This window comes from Pseudomonas sp. FW305-3-2-15-C-LB1 (assembly GCF_058787615.1).
Map to the genome: position 1 here is coordinate 131,095 of NZ_JBYSZX010000006.1, position 15,155 is coordinate 146,249.

General features: G+C 61.6%; 14 protein-coding genes, 1 tRNA gene and 1 pseudogene. 4 read left to right on the forward strand and 12 right to left on the reverse strand.

All coding sequences use genetic code 11. The annotated features are described in order from the left end of the window. Positions 1 to 66 precede the first annotated feature (66 nt). A pseudogene (locus tag AC3WP7_RS14005) lies at positions 67 to 876 on the reverse strand (DNA adenine methylase). Between the two features lie 349 nt (positions 877 to 1,225). On the opposite strand from AC3WP7_RS14005, the gene AC3WP7_RS14010 reads away from it, so the two are divergent. Beyond that, entirely contained in the window at positions 1,226 to 1,393 is a 168-nt protein-coding gene (locus AC3WP7_RS14010; protein ID WP_442963922.1) for a site-specific integrase, read from the forward strand. A 116-nt stretch (positions 1,394 to 1,509) separates the two neighbouring features. On the opposite strand, the gene AC3WP7_RS14015 is transcribed toward AC3WP7_RS14010, so the two are convergent. Next, positions 1,510 to 1,600: transfer RNA gene (locus tag AC3WP7_RS14015), tRNA-Ser, on the reverse strand. A gap of 152 nt (positions 1,601 to 1,752) precedes the next feature. On the opposite strand from AC3WP7_RS14015, the gene AC3WP7_RS14020 reads away from it, so the two are divergent. Next, positions 1,753 to 2,424, forward strand: coding sequence for a Bax inhibitor-1/YccA family protein (locus AC3WP7_RS14020; protein WP_093123758.1), 672 nt, complete (start codon positions 1,753 to 1,755; stop codon positions 2,422 to 2,424). A gap of 62 nt (positions 2,425 to 2,486) precedes the next feature. Here AC3WP7_RS14020 and murB read toward each other — a convergent pair whose 3' ends face one another. From murB to AC3WP7_RS14060, 8 genes are all read right to left on the reverse strand, one after another. Then, positions 2,487 to 3,506 carry a UDP-N-acetylmuramate dehydrogenase gene (gene murB, locus AC3WP7_RS14025; protein ID WP_092245147.1) on the reverse strand — a complete coding sequence of 340 codons (1,020 nt, stop codon included), beginning with the start codon at positions 3,504 to 3,506 and terminating at the stop codon, positions 2,487 to 2,489. Beyond that, positions 3,503 to 3,967, reverse strand: coding sequence for a low molecular weight protein-tyrosine-phosphatase (locus AC3WP7_RS14030; RefSeq protein WP_071491863.1), 465 nt, complete (start codon positions 3,965 to 3,967; stop codon positions 3,503 to 3,505). Before AC3WP7_RS14030 ends, murB begins: the two co-directional genes overlap by 4 nt. Next, positions 3,967 to 4,731, reverse strand: a complete 765-nt coding sequence (gene kdsB, locus AC3WP7_RS14035; RefSeq protein ID WP_092245144.1) for a 3-deoxy-manno-octulosonate cytidylyltransferase — start codon at positions 4,729 to 4,731, stop codon at positions 3,967 to 3,969. The genes AC3WP7_RS14030 and kdsB overlap by 1 nt, the downstream gene beginning before the upstream one ends. Next, positions 4,728 to 4,913 carry a Trm112 family protein gene (locus AC3WP7_RS14040; RefSeq protein ID WP_003174668.1) on the reverse strand — a complete coding sequence of 62 codons (186 nt, stop codon included), beginning with the start codon at positions 4,911 to 4,913 and terminating at the stop codon, positions 4,728 to 4,730. The genes kdsB and AC3WP7_RS14040 overlap by 4 nt, the downstream gene beginning before the upstream one ends. 24 nt (positions 4,914 to 4,937) lie before the next feature. After that, entirely contained in the window at positions 4,938 to 5,948 is a 1,011-nt protein-coding gene (gene lpxK, locus AC3WP7_RS14045; protein ID WP_102591787.1) for a tetraacyldisaccharide 4'-kinase, read from the reverse strand. Continuing rightward, complete coding sequence (locus AC3WP7_RS14050) at positions 5,948 to 6,376, reverse strand: ExbD/TolR family protein (protein WP_058425436.1); 429 nt, start codon at positions 6,374 to 6,376, stop codon at positions 5,948 to 5,950. Before AC3WP7_RS14050 ends, lpxK begins: the two co-directional genes overlap by 1 nt. Beyond that, positions 6,373 to 7,008, reverse strand: a complete 636-nt coding sequence (locus AC3WP7_RS14055) for a MotA/TolQ/ExbB proton channel family protein (RefSeq protein WP_058425437.1) — start codon at positions 7,006 to 7,008, stop codon at positions 6,373 to 6,375. The genes AC3WP7_RS14050 and AC3WP7_RS14055 overlap by 4 nt, the downstream gene beginning before the upstream one ends. A gap of 83 nt (positions 7,009 to 7,091) precedes the next feature. After that, entirely contained in the window at positions 7,092 to 9,317 is a 2,226-nt protein-coding gene (locus AC3WP7_RS14060) for a DNA internalization-related competence protein ComEC/Rec2 (RefSeq protein ID WP_256579946.1), read from the reverse strand. Between the two features lie 135 nt (positions 9,318 to 9,452). Between AC3WP7_RS14060 and AC3WP7_RS14065 the strand changes: the two genes are divergently transcribed. Beyond that, positions 9,453 to 9,968 carry a DUF2062 domain-containing protein gene (locus AC3WP7_RS14065; RefSeq protein WP_092245135.1) on the forward strand — a complete coding sequence of 172 codons (516 nt, stop codon included), beginning with the start codon at positions 9,453 to 9,455 and terminating at the stop codon, positions 9,966 to 9,968. On the opposite strand, the gene AC3WP7_RS14070 is transcribed toward AC3WP7_RS14065, so the two are convergent. Further along, positions 9,965 to 11,335: a sensor histidine kinase gene (locus AC3WP7_RS14070; protein ID WP_102591785.1), complete on the reverse strand. Its 1,371-nt coding sequence runs from the start codon at positions 11,333 to 11,335 to the stop codon at positions 9,965 to 9,967. The genes AC3WP7_RS14065 and AC3WP7_RS14070 overlap by 4 nt on opposite strands. Continuing rightward, on the reverse strand, positions 11,322 to 12,050 hold the full coding sequence (locus AC3WP7_RS14075) for a response regulator transcription factor (protein ID WP_102591784.1): 729 nt from the start codon (positions 12,048 to 12,050) through the stop codon (positions 11,322 to 11,324). Before AC3WP7_RS14075 ends, AC3WP7_RS14070 begins: the two co-directional genes overlap by 14 nt. A 205-nt stretch (positions 12,051 to 12,255) precedes the next feature. On the opposite strand from AC3WP7_RS14075, the gene AC3WP7_RS14080 reads away from it, so the two are divergent. Then, complete coding sequence (locus AC3WP7_RS14080; protein WP_102591783.1) at positions 12,256 to 15,009, forward strand: response regulator; 2,754 nt, start codon at positions 12,256 to 12,258, stop codon at positions 15,007 to 15,009. The last annotated feature ends 146 nt before the right edge of the window (positions 15,010 to 15,155 follow it).

The following is a 15,155-nucleotide window of genomic DNA, read 5'->3' on the forward strand; positions in this document are numbered from 1 at the left end:
CGGATGCCAGCGCCGTGGATGTCGCCTTCTAGCCAGGCCTGAGATTCATTAACGTTAGCTCCCTTTTCAGAACAGCTCTCTTAACACAACAGGCTGCCAGTTCATGATCACTAGCTCCAAACCCACATCAGTTTTGCCGCGCCGTTGATTGGTGATGCTGTATTGGGTTTCTAAGGATTCTATTTAAAACCCCTTGAAGACCCTTCGTATGTCCGGATGATCATTGAGGCTGATCATTACCTTCCCCTTACAACGACGCATGAACTGAGCCATCTGTTCATAATTTTCGAACGGGAAGTCAACCCCGTAGCCTTCGGTTTGCCAATAAGGCGGATCCATGTAATGGAAGGTATGTACACGGTCGTAGCGCTCCGCGCATTCGAGCCAAGGTAGATTTTCGACGTAAGTACCGGACAGTCGCTGCCAGGCGGCTGAAAGGTTTTCCTCAATCCGCAGCAGGTTGATTGCGGGTCCGGTGGTCGCGGTACCAAACGTCTGCCCCGTCACCTTGCCTGCAAAGGCATGGTGCTGCAGATAGAAGAAACGGGCCGCGCGCTGGATGTCAGTGAGAGTTTCAGGACGAGTCATTTTCTGCCACTCGAACACCTGGCGAGAGCTGAGCGCCCATTTGAACTGACGCACGAATTCCTCCAGATGGTTCTGCACGACGCGGTACAAAGTCAACAGCTCGCCGTTGATGTCGTTCAGAACTTCAACCGGCGCGGCCAGAGGACGCATGAAGTAGAGCGCGGCGCCACCGGCAAAAACTTCGACGTAGCATTCGTGAGGTGGGAAGAGTGGGATAAGCCGATCGGCCAGGCGGTGTGGACATAAAAGCAAAACCTTTGCTGTATAAATAAACAGTTCTAGGCTCATTTTTGCTTTGTGCACGAAGCAGGAGCCTTGGCTTGACTTGCAGGGGAATTCTGCGGGAAAGGTGACCGGGCTGGATGTTGGAGCATCTCGCCCGGCCGCTCCTTTTGTTTCGGCGTACAACTTCTTTCGTCTAAGCCTCACAGGGGCCGAAGAAAAATCAACCACCACCAGCAATGCACCGTGCGGATCGCCGTAAAAGCCGGGAGATAACCGAAAGGAACGTGCGTCACCCTTCCAAATACCTACTGATCAACAAGTACGGGAAACGGATGACGAAGGGCATGTTGCGCTTGCGCTGGGACAAAGCACGGGAGAAAGCGCAAAGAATGCTTTGGATCAGGGCGACCCTATGCTCGCGGCGAAGATCGGCGGGTTTCAGTTTCGTGATATTCGGCCCAAGGCGGCATCGGAAATCGTCGATATTGGCGACGCAAGTCTGCTGCTGGGGCACACTAAACAAGAGATTACCAAGCGGGTCTACAGGCGGATCGGTGTGACCGCCAAACCCACCAAATAGGCAAAGTTTCGGAACGCCTACCCAAAAGTTTCGGAACGCCCCTCAAAAACCGTCGTGTTCCACCCAAAACCCAGAAACACAAAAGCCCCGCATTCGCGGGGCTTTTGTTTGAATCTTGGCGGGAAACCAGGGATTCGAACCCTGGAGACGCTATTAACGTCCGCCGGTTTTCAAGACCGGTGCATTCAACCACTCTGCCAATTTCCCTTGTGCATCACAGGATTATAGTAGCCTATCCCGTCTCAGCGGGCGCCATAATACCCGAATGAAACACACTGTCAAACTCTCGCCATAGCTTGTTACAGAGCGTCTGTTATGATCTTTGCGACTGAACGTTTCAAAACTGAAGGAGTGTCGCCATGCGCGAACAGAATTACGCAGTGAATGGTAACGCGCAGGCTGAGCAGCTTGAAGTCAGCCGCGTGTTGCGCAACACCTATGGCTTGCTCGCCCTGACCCTCGCATTCAGCGGCGTGATGGCGTTCGTGGCCCAGCAGATGCGCGTTGGCTACCCGAATATCTTTGTGGTGCTGATCGGCTTCTATGGCCTGTTCTTCCTCACCAACAAACTGCGCGACTCTGCGTGGGGCCTGGTGTCGGCATTTGCCCTGACCGGCTTCATGGGCTTTATCCTCGGCCCGATCCTCAACCGTTACCTCGGCATGGCCGGCGGCGCGGAAGTGGTCAGCTCGGCGTTTGCCATGACGGCGCTGGTGTTTGGTGGTCTGTCGGCCTATGTGCTGATCTCCCGCAAGGACATGAGCTTCCTGGGTGGTTTCATCACCGTTGGTTTCTTCGTGTTGCTGGCGGCAGTGGTTGCGGGCATGTTCTTCCAGATCAGCGGGCTGCAACTGGCGATCAGCGCAGGTTTCGTGCTGTTCTCCTCGGTGTGCATCCTGTTCCAGACCAGCGCGATCATCCACGGCGGTGAACGTAACTACATCATGGCGACCATCAGCCTGTATGTATCGATCTACAACCTGTTCATCAGCCTGTTGCAGATCTTCGGCATCATGAGCCGCGATGACTGATTACTTGCCTCAATAAAAATGCCCCGCATCGAAAGATGCGGGGCATTTTTGTTTTCAGAAGATCAGTACTGGTTGGGTTCCATTTCCAGATCGACCTTGAAGCGCTCCAGAATGTCTCGCTGAATGCGGCGGGCCAGGTTGGCAATGTCATGCCCCGAGGCGGCGCCATAGTTGACCAGCACCAGCGCCTGCAGTTTGTGCACGCCGGCGTCCCCCTCACGGAAGCCCTTCCAGCCGGCCTTGTCGATCAGCCAGCCGGCGGCGAGCTTCATCTGCCCGTCAGGTTGCGGGTAGGCCACCAGGTCCGGATACAGCGCCTGCAGCTCAGCCGCCAGCACCTGGGAGACCAACGGGTTCTTGAAGAAGCTGCCGGCATTGCCAAGCTCCGCCGGATCCGGCAGTTTTTCACGGCGAATGCTGCAGATGGCACGGCTGACGTCGCTCGGCGTCGCCTCGGTGATCCCCTGCGCCGCCAGGCGCTGCTGCACCGGGCCGTAGTCGAGTTTCAGGTGGCTGGCGCGGCTGAGGGCGAAGCGCACGCGCAGGATCAGCCAGCGCCCGGTCTCGTGCTTGAACAGGCTGTCACGGTAGGCAAAGTTGCATTCTTCCAGGCTGAAGTCGCGCAGTTCGCCGGTGCGGCGGTCCAGGGCGGTCAGGCCAGCGAATACATCCTTGATCTCGACACCGTAGGCACCGATGTTCTGCATGGGCGCGGCGCCGACGGTGCCGGGGATCAGGCTGAGGTTTTCCAGGCCACAGAAACCTTGGTCCAGGGTCCACAGCACGAAGGGGTGCCAGGCTTCGCCCGCCTCGGCCTCGACCACCACGTGCAGGCCGTCGTCGTGCAGCACACGAATGCCCTGGGTGGCCATGCGCAGCACCAGCGCCGGAATGTCCTGGGTCAGCAACAGGTTGCTACCGCCGCCGATCACCAGCAACGGCACATTGTGTGCGGTGGAATAGGTGAGGGCCTCACGCACATCGCTGTCGCTGTGGGCCTCGGCGAACAGCTGGGCATGCACATCAATGCCAAAACTGTTGAATGGCTTGAGCGATACCTGCGCAAGCACCTGCAAGGTCATAACCGCCCCTTCAATTCGATCACCAATAAATCACAGGCCTGCTCGATCAGGTCCAGGACCCGTTCGAAGCCCTGTTCACCTTCGTAGTACGGATCTGGCACTTCGTCCACTTCGGCATCGTAACGGCGCAGGAACAGGTCCAGCTCCGCCTTGCCCTGCCCCGGCTGCATCGCCTTGAGGTTGCGCAGGTTGCTGTGATCCATGGCCAGGATCAGGTCATAGCGCGCAAAGTCGGCGCGGGAGACCTGCCGGGCACGCTGGGCCGACAGATCGTAGCCGCGGGCCAACGCCGCACGCTGGCTGCGCTGGTCCGGCGGGTTGCCGACATGCCACTCACCGGTGCCGGCGGACGCGACATCGACCTGCCCAGTCAGCCCCGCTTCGCGCAGTTTGTGGCGCAGTACGCCTTCTGCGGTGGGCGAGCGGCAGATATTGCCCAGGCAGACAAACAAAACCTCCATCAGGCCCCCAGCAGGCGACGGACGCGCTCAAGGTCTTCGGGAGTGTCGACACCAGCCGGCGGCGCTTCCAGTGCATCGCCCACGTGGATGCGCACGCCGTGCCACAGCGCCCGCAGTTGCTCCAGGGATTCGGTGTTTTCCAGCCAGCACGGGCCCCAACTGACGAAGTCATGCAGGAAACCGGCGCGGTAGGCATAAATGCCGATGTGACGGCGATACGGCACGCCTTCCGGCAGTACATCCGGTTGCTTGGCAAACGCATCGCGTGCCCACGGCAGGGTCGAACGGCTGAACGTCAGCGCCAGGCCGTTGATATCGCTGACCACCTTGACCACATTCGGATTGAACAGGGTCTCGACGTCTTCGATCGGCTCAGCCAGGGTCGCCATGCGCGCTTCGCCATGGGCGGCCAGGTTGGCGGCCACCTGGTCAATAACGCCGGGCGGGATCAACGGTTCGTCACCTTGCACGTTGACCACGATGGCGTCGGGCGCCAGGCCGAGCTTTGTGGCCACTTCAGCCAGGCGGTCGGTGCCGGAGTTATGGTCTTCACGCGTCAGCACCGCCTCGGCGCCGAAGCCTTTGCAGGCCTCGATGATGCGTGGGTCATCGGTGGCCACCACTACGCGCTCGGCGCTGCTTTTGCAGGCCTGCTCCCACACCAGTTGGATCATCGGCTTGTTGCCGATCAGTTGCAGCGGTTTGCCCGGCAGGCGGGTCGACGCATAGCGGGAGGGAATGACAACGGTAAAGGCGGTGGTCATTTATCCAGGCGCTCATCGGTGGTCAGGGTACGGGCTTCGCTTTCCAGCATTACCGGGATGCCATCACGGATCGGGTACGCCAGGCCGGCGCCTTTGCTGATCAGCTCGGTTTTGTCGGCGCTGAGTTTGAGCGGGCCTTTGCAGATCGGGCAAGCGAGGATGTCGAGCAGTTTGGTGTCCATGAGTGTTTCCTGGAAAAAAGCGGTTTAAGGCAAAAGACGGGCTGGCAACAGACGCATCAGCTGCGTGTCGAACCAGGCGACGAACGCCGGCGACGGCAGCGCATCCACCGCAAGGTACCACCAGTCGGGCTGGGCGAAGGCGCGGCACTTCACCGCGTCCTTCTCGGTCATGACCAGCGGCAATGACGGCGTAAAATTCAGGACCTCGGCGCTGTAAGTCGCGTGGTCGGCAAACCCATGGGGTATCGGCTGCCAGTGTAGCGTTTCAAGGGTATTGAAGAAACGTTGCGGGTTGCCGATGCCGGCGACCGCATGCACCTGCTGGCCCGCCGCAAAATGATCCACTGGCCGGCGCTCGCCGGTTTGCAGGTTGACCAGTGCAGTAGGCTGCAAACGAAAGGCAAAGCCGTCCTCGCGGTCGCCGACGGCGCCGTTGTACAGCAACGCATCGACACTCTGCAGCCGCTCCACCGGTTCGCGCAACGGCCCCGCCGGCAGGCAGCGACGGTTGCCCAGGCCACGGGCGGCATCGATCAGCACCAGTTCAAGGTCGCGGGCCAGGCGGTAATGCTGCAGGCCGTCGTCGGAGAGAATCAGGTCCAGAGTGTCGCTGGCCAGCAGCGCCTTGACCGCACGGCTGCGATCGGGATCGATCATCAAAGGTACGCCGCAGCGCTGCACGATCAATAACGGTTCGTCACCCGCCACCTCGGCGCTGTGGCTGGCTTCGACCCGCCACGGCAACTGTGGTGGCTTGGCGCCATAACCGCGACTGACCACACCCACACGCAAGCCGCTGCGCCGACAGTGTTCGATCAACCACAGGATCAACGGCGTCTTGCCGGTGCCGCCCACGGTAATATTACCGACCACCACCACCGGCACCGGCGATTGGTAAATATCACCCTCTCCCGCCAGGAACCGTGCGCGCTTGCGCTGCACCACCCGGCGATACAGGGACTCCAGCGGCCGCAGTAGCGAAAGTGCCGGGTGGCCCTCGTACCAGGCCTTGAGCAAACGATCGGACATGGCCATCAGGGTTGGCTCGCCGCCTCGACGGTACTCATGCGCAAGTGGCTGAAACCGAGCTTGCCGGCAGCGTCCATCGCGGTGATCACAGCCTGGTGCTGGGTCTTGCCATCGGCACTGATGGACAGTGGCAACTGCGTGTCGCCGCCGGACTCTTTCTGCAAGGCTTCCATCAAGCTGGCAAGGTCGTTTTTCTCCAGCAACTGGTTGTTCACCGAAAACACCCCGTCGGCGCTGATGGCGATGTCCAGTTGCTTGACTTGCTGGTCTTCGGCCGGCGAACCGCTCACGGCTTCCGGCAGGTCGACGCGCAGCTCGGTTTGCCGGGTGAAAGTAGTGGTGACGACAAAAAACAGCAGCAGGATAAACACCACGTCAATCAGCGACGCGAGGTTGATATCGACATTTTCCCGTTGCTTGCGGCGAAATTTCACGCTTTGCCCCCAACCAGATCCACGTCGCGGTCGCCCTGCACCACTTCCACCAACTTGATGGCTTCCTGCTCCATGCCCACCACCAGCTCATCAATGCGGCGTTGCAGGAAACGGTGGAAGAACACCGAAGGAATACCCACCATCAGGCCGGCCGCCGTAGTGATCAGTGCCTTGGAGATACCACCGGCCAGCACGGCCGCGTTGGTGGTCATGCCGGAGCCCATGAACGAACTGAAAATGTCGATCATGCCCAACACCGTGCCGAGCAAGCCGAGCAATGGCGCCATGGCGGCGATGGTGCCGAGGGCGTTGATGTAGCGCTCCAGTTCATGAATGACACGGGCGGCGGCCTCTTCGATGCACTCCTTCATGATCTCGCGACCATGCTTGGAATTGGCCAGGCCTGCGGCAAGGATCTCACCCAACGGGGAGTTGGCGCGCAGTTCCTTGAGCTTTTCCTTGTCCAGTTGCTTGTTCTTGATCCAGCCCCAGACCTGCCCCAGCAGATGCTCGGGGGTCACGCGGCTGGCGCGCAGGGTCCACAGGCGTTCGGCGACGATGCCGAGTGCGGCGATAGAGCTCATGATGATCGGCAACATCATCCAGCCGCCGGATTTGACCAATTCCCACACAGTGAATGTCCCCTCGAAAAAGTGCGCCACTTTACCATATAGGTGCGTCGGCCACAGACCCCATCCGCCGAGGCCTTGAACCCCTAGGGTAAGCGCTCGCGCCAGAACCTGCGTTGACTGCGCGCAACGACCGGTGGCGCGAATGCTCCCAGCTGCACACGCACGGCCCCCTGCTCGGCGCTGTCATACACTTGGCTGCCGAGCCGTTGGTAACGTTCCAGCACCTGCGGATGGGGATGGCCGAACGCATTGCCGCGCCCCCGCGAGATCAGCACATTACGGGGGGAGAGCCGCTCGACAAACGCCCAGGACGAAGAGCTGCGACTGCCATGGTGGGGCGCCTGCAGCCACTCGGTGGGCACCGCCAGAGGCGACGCGAGCATGGCCTGTTCGGCTTCGCGGTCGATGTCGCCGGTCAGCAACAGGCGCTCGCCATTGGCCTGCACCTGCAACACGCAGGACTTTGCGTTACCATTGATGGCGCCAGGCCACTGCCAGAGTTCGAACGTTACCCCGTCCCAGGTCCATCGCTCGCCGCTGACGCAAGGTTGCGTACCGATAAATGCCGGCAGCCCATCGGTTTCCCCGCCCACCACGCGCTTGATCGGTATGCCCTTGGCAATCGCCGCCGCGCCGCCGGCATGATCCGCATCGGCGTGGCTGAGCAGCATCAGGTCCAATGCCCTCACCCCGAGTTTTCGTAACGACGGCAGCACCACGCGCGCGCCCAGATCAAAGGTTCCGGTACGCGGTCCGGCGTCGTAAAGCAATGCATGGTGGCGCGTGCGCAGAATCAGCGACTGCCCCTGCCCCACGTCCAACTGCACCACCTCCATCTGCCCGTGGGGCACCATCGCCCGCGGAGGGAACACCGCCAGCAACAGCATCGGCCAGCCTAATACGCGAAACGGCACGCCCTTGGGCAGCAGTAGCAACACGGCACCCAGCAGACTCACCAGCCAGTAACCCAATGGTACTTGCGCCGGGATCCACGCCGGCATGTGTCCGGCGAGCCACGCCAGCCCCCTGAACAAACCATCCAGAGCGCCGCCCGCCAGCCACAGAAGACCTTCGCCAATAAATGGCAATGGCAGCAATGCGGTCCCCGATAGCGCCAGCGGCAACACCACCAGGCTGATCCACGGCACAGCCACGAGGTTGGCCAGCGGTGCGCTCAGGCTGATGGGCAGTCCCAACACCAACAACACCGGAAACAGCCCAATGGCAATCAGCCACTGCGGTCGGGTCCATGCCTGCCACAGGCTCCACGGCCCCAACCGCCCACCAAACGCCAGAATCAGCACCGCCACCGCCGCAAACGACAACCAGAACCCAGGCTGCAAACTGGCCAACGGCTCAAGCACCAGCACCCCATTGAGCGCCAGCAGCAACGGCCACCACAGCCCCAGATGCCGGAAGCGCAGCCGCCACACCAACACCAACCCGACCATCACACAAGCCCGTTGCACCGGCACGCCAAACCCTGCGAGCCAGCCGTAGCCCAACGCAGCGCTGAACGCCAGGCCACACGCCCAGGGCAACCACGGCCAGGTTCGCGGCCAGCAACCGTAGCGGGCCAACCCGGCGATCAGCCCATAGATCAAACCCGCCAGCAAACCGATGTGCTGGCCGGAAATGACCAGCAGATGCACGGTGCCCGTGTCCTGCAACACGTGCCAGTCGGCAGCGGCCAACCCTGAGCCGTCGCCCAGTACCAGGGCAACCAGGCCTGCTTCCCGGCCTTGGGCATCCACGGCCAGCAGGCGCTGACGCACGCTGTCGCGCCAGGCATTGCGGGCTGGCGCCAGGCGCTCGCCATCCTTGACCGAGCCCGTGGCGCCGATGCGTTGGGCCAACAGCCAGGCTTCCTGATCAAACACGTGGAAATTCAGCAACCCGGTCGGACGCTTGAGGGTAACCGCCAGGCGCCAACGTTCACCGCTGCGCACCGGCGGCCCGCCACGCCAGGACACGCGGATGCGTTTGGGTAAGCGGGCATTGCGCGACCGGCTATCGGCCAGTTCGAAGCGCACACCTTCGCCCGTCTGTCGCGGCAACCCGATCACCCGGCCCTCCAGCCAGCGCGTCTGGCCGTCCAGCGCAGGCATCAGACGATCATCCAGCGCCCACTGTGCGCTGAGGCATGCCCAACTCAGCCCCAGCAGGAAAAACGCCAGTGGGTAGGTACGAAACGGCAACAACATCAACGCCAGCACCGGCCAGGCAACCAGCCATCCCATAGGCGGCAACGCCGGCAAAAAACGCAGGGCCAGCAGCCCCAGCGCAAACGCGCACATCCCTGTCCTCATGAATCATCCTTTTCAAGTGATCCACTCAGTCTTAGCCGGATGCCCAGGGCGGCCTATGATGTTTTGTCACAAAGTCTGAATTTTCTGTTTATAGAATGCGGGCATACTTGCCCCTCGAACTGACCTGGATCCCTTATGCCCCGGCGCTTATTCAAACGGTACATGCCCGATCCCACGAGTATCAGGGAACATAAGTCATTACAGTTTCTCGGCACGTTGCTGCATGACCCGAACCTCTGGCACCTGAACCGACACTCGGTCGCACGCGCAATGGCCGTGGGTTTGTTCGCCGCGTTTATCCCAATCCCCTTGCAGATGCTGTTAGCCGCGGTCCTGGCGATCACCGTGCGCGGCAACATGCCCATCGCCGTCAGCCTGGTGTGGCTGACCAACCCGATCACCATGCCGGTGGTCTTTATCTGCACCTACATGACCGGCGCCTGGCTGATGAACGTGCCACCGCGCAGCCTGCCCGACGATCTGACCTGGGAATGGATCAGTGGCCAACTGAGCACCTTGTGGCAGCCGTTCCTGCTGGGTTCAGTGGTGTTGGGGCTGGTGCTGGGCGCGCTCGCCTATTGCCTGACCATGGGCTACTGGCGCTGGTGGGTGGGCCACCAGTGGAAAAAGCGCAAACAGCGTCGCGCTTAGCAGGCCCGCAAGCGCAGGTGCACGCGCAGGCCTTGCCCGGTATTTTCCGCCCACAGGCTGCCGTCCTGGCGCTGCACGGCGTTGCGGGCGATGCTCAGGCCCAGTCCGAAGCCGCCATCGCCGGGGCGTGAACCGTCCAGGCGAGTAAAAGGCGCGAAGATCCGTTCCAGATCCCCTTCATCGATCCCGCCGCCCTGATCCTCCAGCCAGACATGCCAACAATCACCTTCGCGACGCCCGTCCAGGCTGACCACACCGCCCGACGGTGAATGGCGGATAGCGTTGCGCAAAATGTTTTCCAAAGCCTGGGCCAACGCATTCAGGTTGCCTCGCACCCAGCAGTCCACCCCCAGCAGGCATGGCAGCCGCGACGCTGGCCAGTCGCTCTCATAGCAGGCGTTTTCGCGCAACATGTCCCACAGCGCTTGAAGCTGGATAGCTTCCTGGGGCAGCGGCGCCCGTTCGGTGTCGAGCCAGGCCAGTTGCAGGCTGTCTTCCACCAGGCGTTGCATCGCGTCGATTTCACGGCCGAGCCGCTCGCGCAGCTGCGTCAGGTCTTGCTCACTGTCACAGGCCACTCGCAGTCGACTCAGCGGGGTGCGCAGCTCATGGGACATGTCTCGCAGCAACTGTTGCTGCAACACCACGGTGCCCTGCAAACGCTCGGACATATGGTCGAACGCTCGCCCCAGTTCGCCCAACTCATCCTGGCGACTGGTGGCGTCGTGGGACAACCGCGTATTCAACTGATCGGCGCGCCAGGCATTGGCCTGCTCGCGCAGTTGATTGAGGGGCATGATCAGCAGCCGATACAGGCCGATGCACAGCAACAGGGTAAACAGGCCGGGAATCACCCCGTTGGTCACCACTCGCCAGAACAGTTGGTAGCGCCCCGGCATAAAGCGCTGGGGTAACTCGATCACCAGCGACCCCGCATGGGGGTCGGTCGGAAACGGGATCTTCAGCCATGGCAGGCCTTTGACATGCCGGCTCACCGGCCAATCCAACCCACGCAGAAAGGTCAGTCGCTGGCTTTCGTTGTCGCTCAGCGGGATGCTGCTCAACGATTGCAGGTCATTGCCGATCACGCCTATCCAGGTACTTTCACGCTTGCCCATCGCCTGCAGCCAAGCGTCGACGCCGGCACTGCCATCGCGACTCCACGCCTGCTCAGCCGCGACCGCATAACCACTCAAGGTGACTCGCGCCTCATCGGACAGGTAGGCGTTCTTCTGCTCCATGTAGCGGCCCCAGGACCAACTGAGCCAGATCATCAGCAAGCAAAAGGCGATCAGCAGGCAGGCCAGCTTCCAGAATAACGAGTGCCGGCCCGGCAGCCGTTTCAAGGGGCGTTCAAAGCCCGTCATCGTGACCGCTCAGCACATAGCCCTTGCCCCACACCGTGCGCACTTCGCGCTCGGTGTAGTTGATCGCCTTGAGCTTGCGGCGGATCTGGCTGATATGCATGTCGAGGCTGCGGTCATGGGGCGCATAACCGCGTTGCAGCACATGCTGGTACAGGAAAGGTTTGCTGAGGACTTCTTCGCTGCTGCGATGCAGGGTTTCCAGCAGGCGGTATTCGCTGCGGGTCAAGCCGGCCCAGTGGTCAAGATGGAAGACATCACACCGTTCATCATCGAAACGCAGGGTGCGGGCATCGTCATGCACCGGCGCCGAGATCGGCAGCGGACGGCGGTCGAGGGCCACCCGGCGCAGGATGGCTTCGATGCGTACGCGCAGCTCGATCATGCTGAACGGCTTGGGCAGGTAGTCATCGGCCCCCAGGCGAAAACCACTGATGCGATCGGCTTCGGCGCCCAGTGCAGACATCAGGATCACCGGGATCGAATGGCTCTGGCGCAGATGAGTGAGGATCGACAGGCCGTCCATCCCCGGCAACAGGATATCCATCAGCACCACGTCAAAGGCCTGCTCGCGCGCCATCTGCAGGCCCTGCTGGCCATTCTGGCACCAGGTCACGTGGAAACCACAGCGGCCCAGGTGCTCATGGACATAAGCGCCCAGCACGGGGTCATCTTCAATAGTCAGGATACTGGGTAGGCCAATTGCTGCGGGATTCATTAGTATCTGCAAGTCATTCTCAATGGCTGATTATTCAAGATTACCCCGCCACAGGCAATCGCCACCGGGCGCCGAATGGCGCGAAGATTGCCGTATGTCATTAATTTGCAAGATTCCGCGCTGCGCAAATGGCTACACTGCGCAGGTGGCGCGGGCCGGATGCCCGTGTGAATCATCGATATCAATGTGGTAGCAGGAGAGTGGCGTGCTGACAAAAATGGGGATAAAAGGCCGCGTACTGTTGCTGACCTTATTACCGACCAGCCTGATGGCTTCGTTGCTGGGCGGCTATTTCACCTGGATGCAGTTGTCGGAACTGCAGACCCAGTTGCTGCAACGTGGCGAAATGATCGCCGAGCAGTTGGCGCCACTGGTGGCGCCCGCCTTGAGTGCACGCAACACCGACCTGCTGGAGCGCATCGCCACCCAGTCCCTGGAGCAGCCGGACGTGCGCACCGTGTCGTTCCTCAGCCCGGACCGTGCGACCCTCGCCCACGCCGGCCCGACCATGCTCAACCAGGCACCCATCGGCAACAGCTCACACCTGTTGCAACGCACCGGCAATGACGCCACGCGCTACCTGCTGCCGGTGTTTGGCCGCCATCGCAACCTCGCCGGCGACCTGATCCCGGATGAAGCCGACCGCCTGCTGGGCTGGGTCGAGGTGGAACTGTCCCACAATGGCATGTTGCTGCGTGGCTACCGCAGCCTGTTCGCCAGCCTGCTGCTGATCGCCATCGGCCTGATCTGCACCGCGGCACTGGCGCTGCGCATCAGCCGCACCATCAACGCGCCGATCGGCCAGATCAAGCAAGCCGTGGCCCAGCTCAAGGACGGCAACCTGGAAACCCGCCTGCCGCCCCTGGGCAGCCAGGAACTGGACCAGCTCGCCTCTGGCATCAACCGCATGGCCGAGACCCTGCAGAACGCCCAGGAAGAACTGCAACACAGCATCGACCAGGCCACCGAAGACGTACGCCAGAATCTGGAAACCATCGAGATCCAGAACATCGAGCTGGACCTGGCGCGCAAGGAGGCGCTGGAGGCCAGTCGCATCAAGTCGGAGTTCCTGGCCAACATGAGCCATGAGATCCGCACGCCGCTCAACGGCATCCTGGGGTTTACCCACTTGCTGCAAAAGAGCGAGCTGACCCCGCGTCAACTCGACTACCTGGGCACCATCGAAAAATCCGCCGACAACCTGCTGGGCATCATCAACGAGATCCTCGACTTCTCGAAAATCGAAGCCGGCAAGCTGGTCCTCGACAGCATTCCGTTCAACCTGCGGGACTTGCTGCAAGACACCCTGACCATCCTCGCCCCCGCCGCCCATGCCAAACAGCTCGAACTTGTCAGCCTGGTCTACCGCGACACGCCGCTGGCATTGGTCGGCGACCCGCTGCGCCTCAAGCAGATCCTCACCAACCTGATCAGCAACGCGATCAAGTTCACCCGCGAAGGCACCATCGTGGCGCGAGCGATGATCGAGGACGAGCAGGAAGACAGCGTGCAATTGCGCATCAGCGTGCAGGACACCGGCATCGGCCTGTCCAACCAGGACGTGCGTGCCCTGTTCCAGGCCTTCAGCCAGGCTGACAACTCACTGTCGCGCCAACCCGGCGGCACGGGCTTGGGCCTGGTGATTTCCAAGCGCCTGATCGAACAGATGGGCGGCGAAATCGGCGTCGACAGCACGCCGGGCGAAGGCTCGGAGTTCTGGATCAGCCTCAACCTGCCCAAGACCCGCGACGACGTGGAAGACCTGCCGTCGGCGCCCCTGCTGGGCCATCGTGTCGCCTTGCTGGAAAACCATGAACTGGCACGCCAGGCGCTGCAACACCAACTGGAAGACTGCGGCCTGGACGTCACGCCGTTCACCAGCCTGGAAAGCCTGACCAACGGCATTACCAGTGCCCACCAGACCGAGCAAGCCATTGACCTTGCGGTCCTTGGTGTTACTGCCAACGACATCCCGCCCGAGCGCCTCAACCAGCACCTGTGGGACCTCGAACACCTGGGCTGCAAAGTGCTGGTACTGTGCCCCACCACCGAACAGATGCTGTTCAATCAGTCCGTACCCAATCCCAACAGCCAATTGCAGGCCAAACCGGCCTGTACGCGCAAATTGCGGCGTGCCTTGTCCGACCTGATCAGCCCGCGCCCCACGCGCAGCGAACCCGGCGAACCCTTGTCCAGCCGGGCACCGCGTGTACTGTGCGTGGATGACAACCCGGCGAACCTGTTGCTGGTCCAGACCCTGCTGGAAGACATGGGCGCCCGGGTACGCGCCGTGGAAAGCGGTTATGCGGCCATCGACGCGGTGAAGCAGGACACCTTCGACCTGGTGCTGATGGATGTGCAAATGCCCGGCATGGACGGCCGCCAAAGCACCGAGGCGATCCGCCAGTGGGAAAGCGAACGCAGCGGCACGCCATTGCCGGTAGTCGCCCTCACCGCCCACGCCATGGCCAACGAAAAACGCGCCTTGCTGCAAAGCGGCATGGACGACTACCTGACCAAACCCATCAGCGAACGCCAACTGGCCCAGGTGGTGTTGAAATGGACCGGCCTGGCCCTGCGCAATCAGGGGCCGGAACGCGCGACCGACAACCTCGGCCCTGGCGTGCAATTTCCGGTGCTCGATCACGAGGAAGGCCTGCGCCTGGCGGCCGGCAAGGCTGATTTGGCAGCAGACATGCTCGCCATGTTGCTTGCCTCCCTGGAAGCCGACCGACTCGCCATCACCATTGCCCGTGACGCCAACGACAACAACGCCCTGATTGAACGGGTGCATCGTCTGCACGGCGCCACCCGTTACTGTGGCGTACCGCAACTGCGCGCCGCCTGCCACCGTGCCGAAACCCTGCTCAAGCAGGATGACGCCAAGGCCATGCATGCGCTGGACGAACTGGACATGGCGATTGCACGGCTGGCCAGCGAGGCGCGGGTCAGCGCCTGAAGAGACTTTGACGCCGATCAGCTGTGGGAGGGGGCTTGCCCCGATAGCGTCGTATCAGTCGAAGCATCTGTAGCTGACACACCCTAATCGGGGGCAAGCCCCCTCCCACAGTTGTCCAGCGTTTCCAACTGATTAATTGCGGGGAG

Coding starts and splice junctions, on each gene's coding strand:
- AC3WP7_RS14060 (WP_256579946.1), bottom strand. CDS start 9,317: ATGAGGACAGGGATGTGCGCGTTTGCGCTGGGGCTGCTGGCCCTGCGT.
- AC3WP7_RS14030 (WP_071491863.1), bottom strand. CDS start 3,967: ATGGAGGTTTTGTTTGTCTGCCTGGGCAATATCTGCCGCTCGCCCACC.
- kdsB (WP_092245144.1), bottom strand. CDS start 4,731: ATGACCACCGCCTTTACCGTTGTCATTCCCTCCCGCTATGCGTCGACC.
- AC3WP7_RS14075 (WP_102591784.1), bottom strand. CDS start 12,050: ATGAATCCCGCAGCAATTGGCCTACCCAGTATCCTGACTATTGAAGAT.
- AC3WP7_RS14040 (WP_003174668.1), bottom strand. CDS start 4,913: ATGGACACCAAACTGCTCGACATCCTCGCTTGCCCGATCTGCAAAGGC.
- AC3WP7_RS14065 (WP_092245135.1), top strand. CDS start 9,453: ATGCCCCGGCGCTTATTCAAACGGTACATGCCCGATCCCACGAGTATC.
- AC3WP7_RS14070 (WP_102591785.1), bottom strand. CDS start 11,335: ATGACGGGCTTTGAACGCCCCTTGAAACGGCTGCCGGGCCGGCACTCG.
- lpxK (WP_102591787.1), bottom strand. CDS start 5,948: ATGGCCATGTCCGATCGTTTGCTCAAGGCCTGGTACGAGGGCCACCCG.
- AC3WP7_RS14020 (WP_093123758.1), top strand. CDS start 1,753: ATGCGCGAACAGAATTACGCAGTGAATGGTAACGCGCAGGCTGAGCAG.
- murB (WP_092245147.1), bottom strand. CDS start 3,506: ATGACCTTGCAGGTGCTTGCGCAGGTATCGCTCAAGCCATTCAACAGT.
- AC3WP7_RS14010 (WP_442963922.1), top strand. CDS start 1,226: ATGCTCGCGGCGAAGATCGGCGGGTTTCAGTTTCGTGATATTCGGCCC.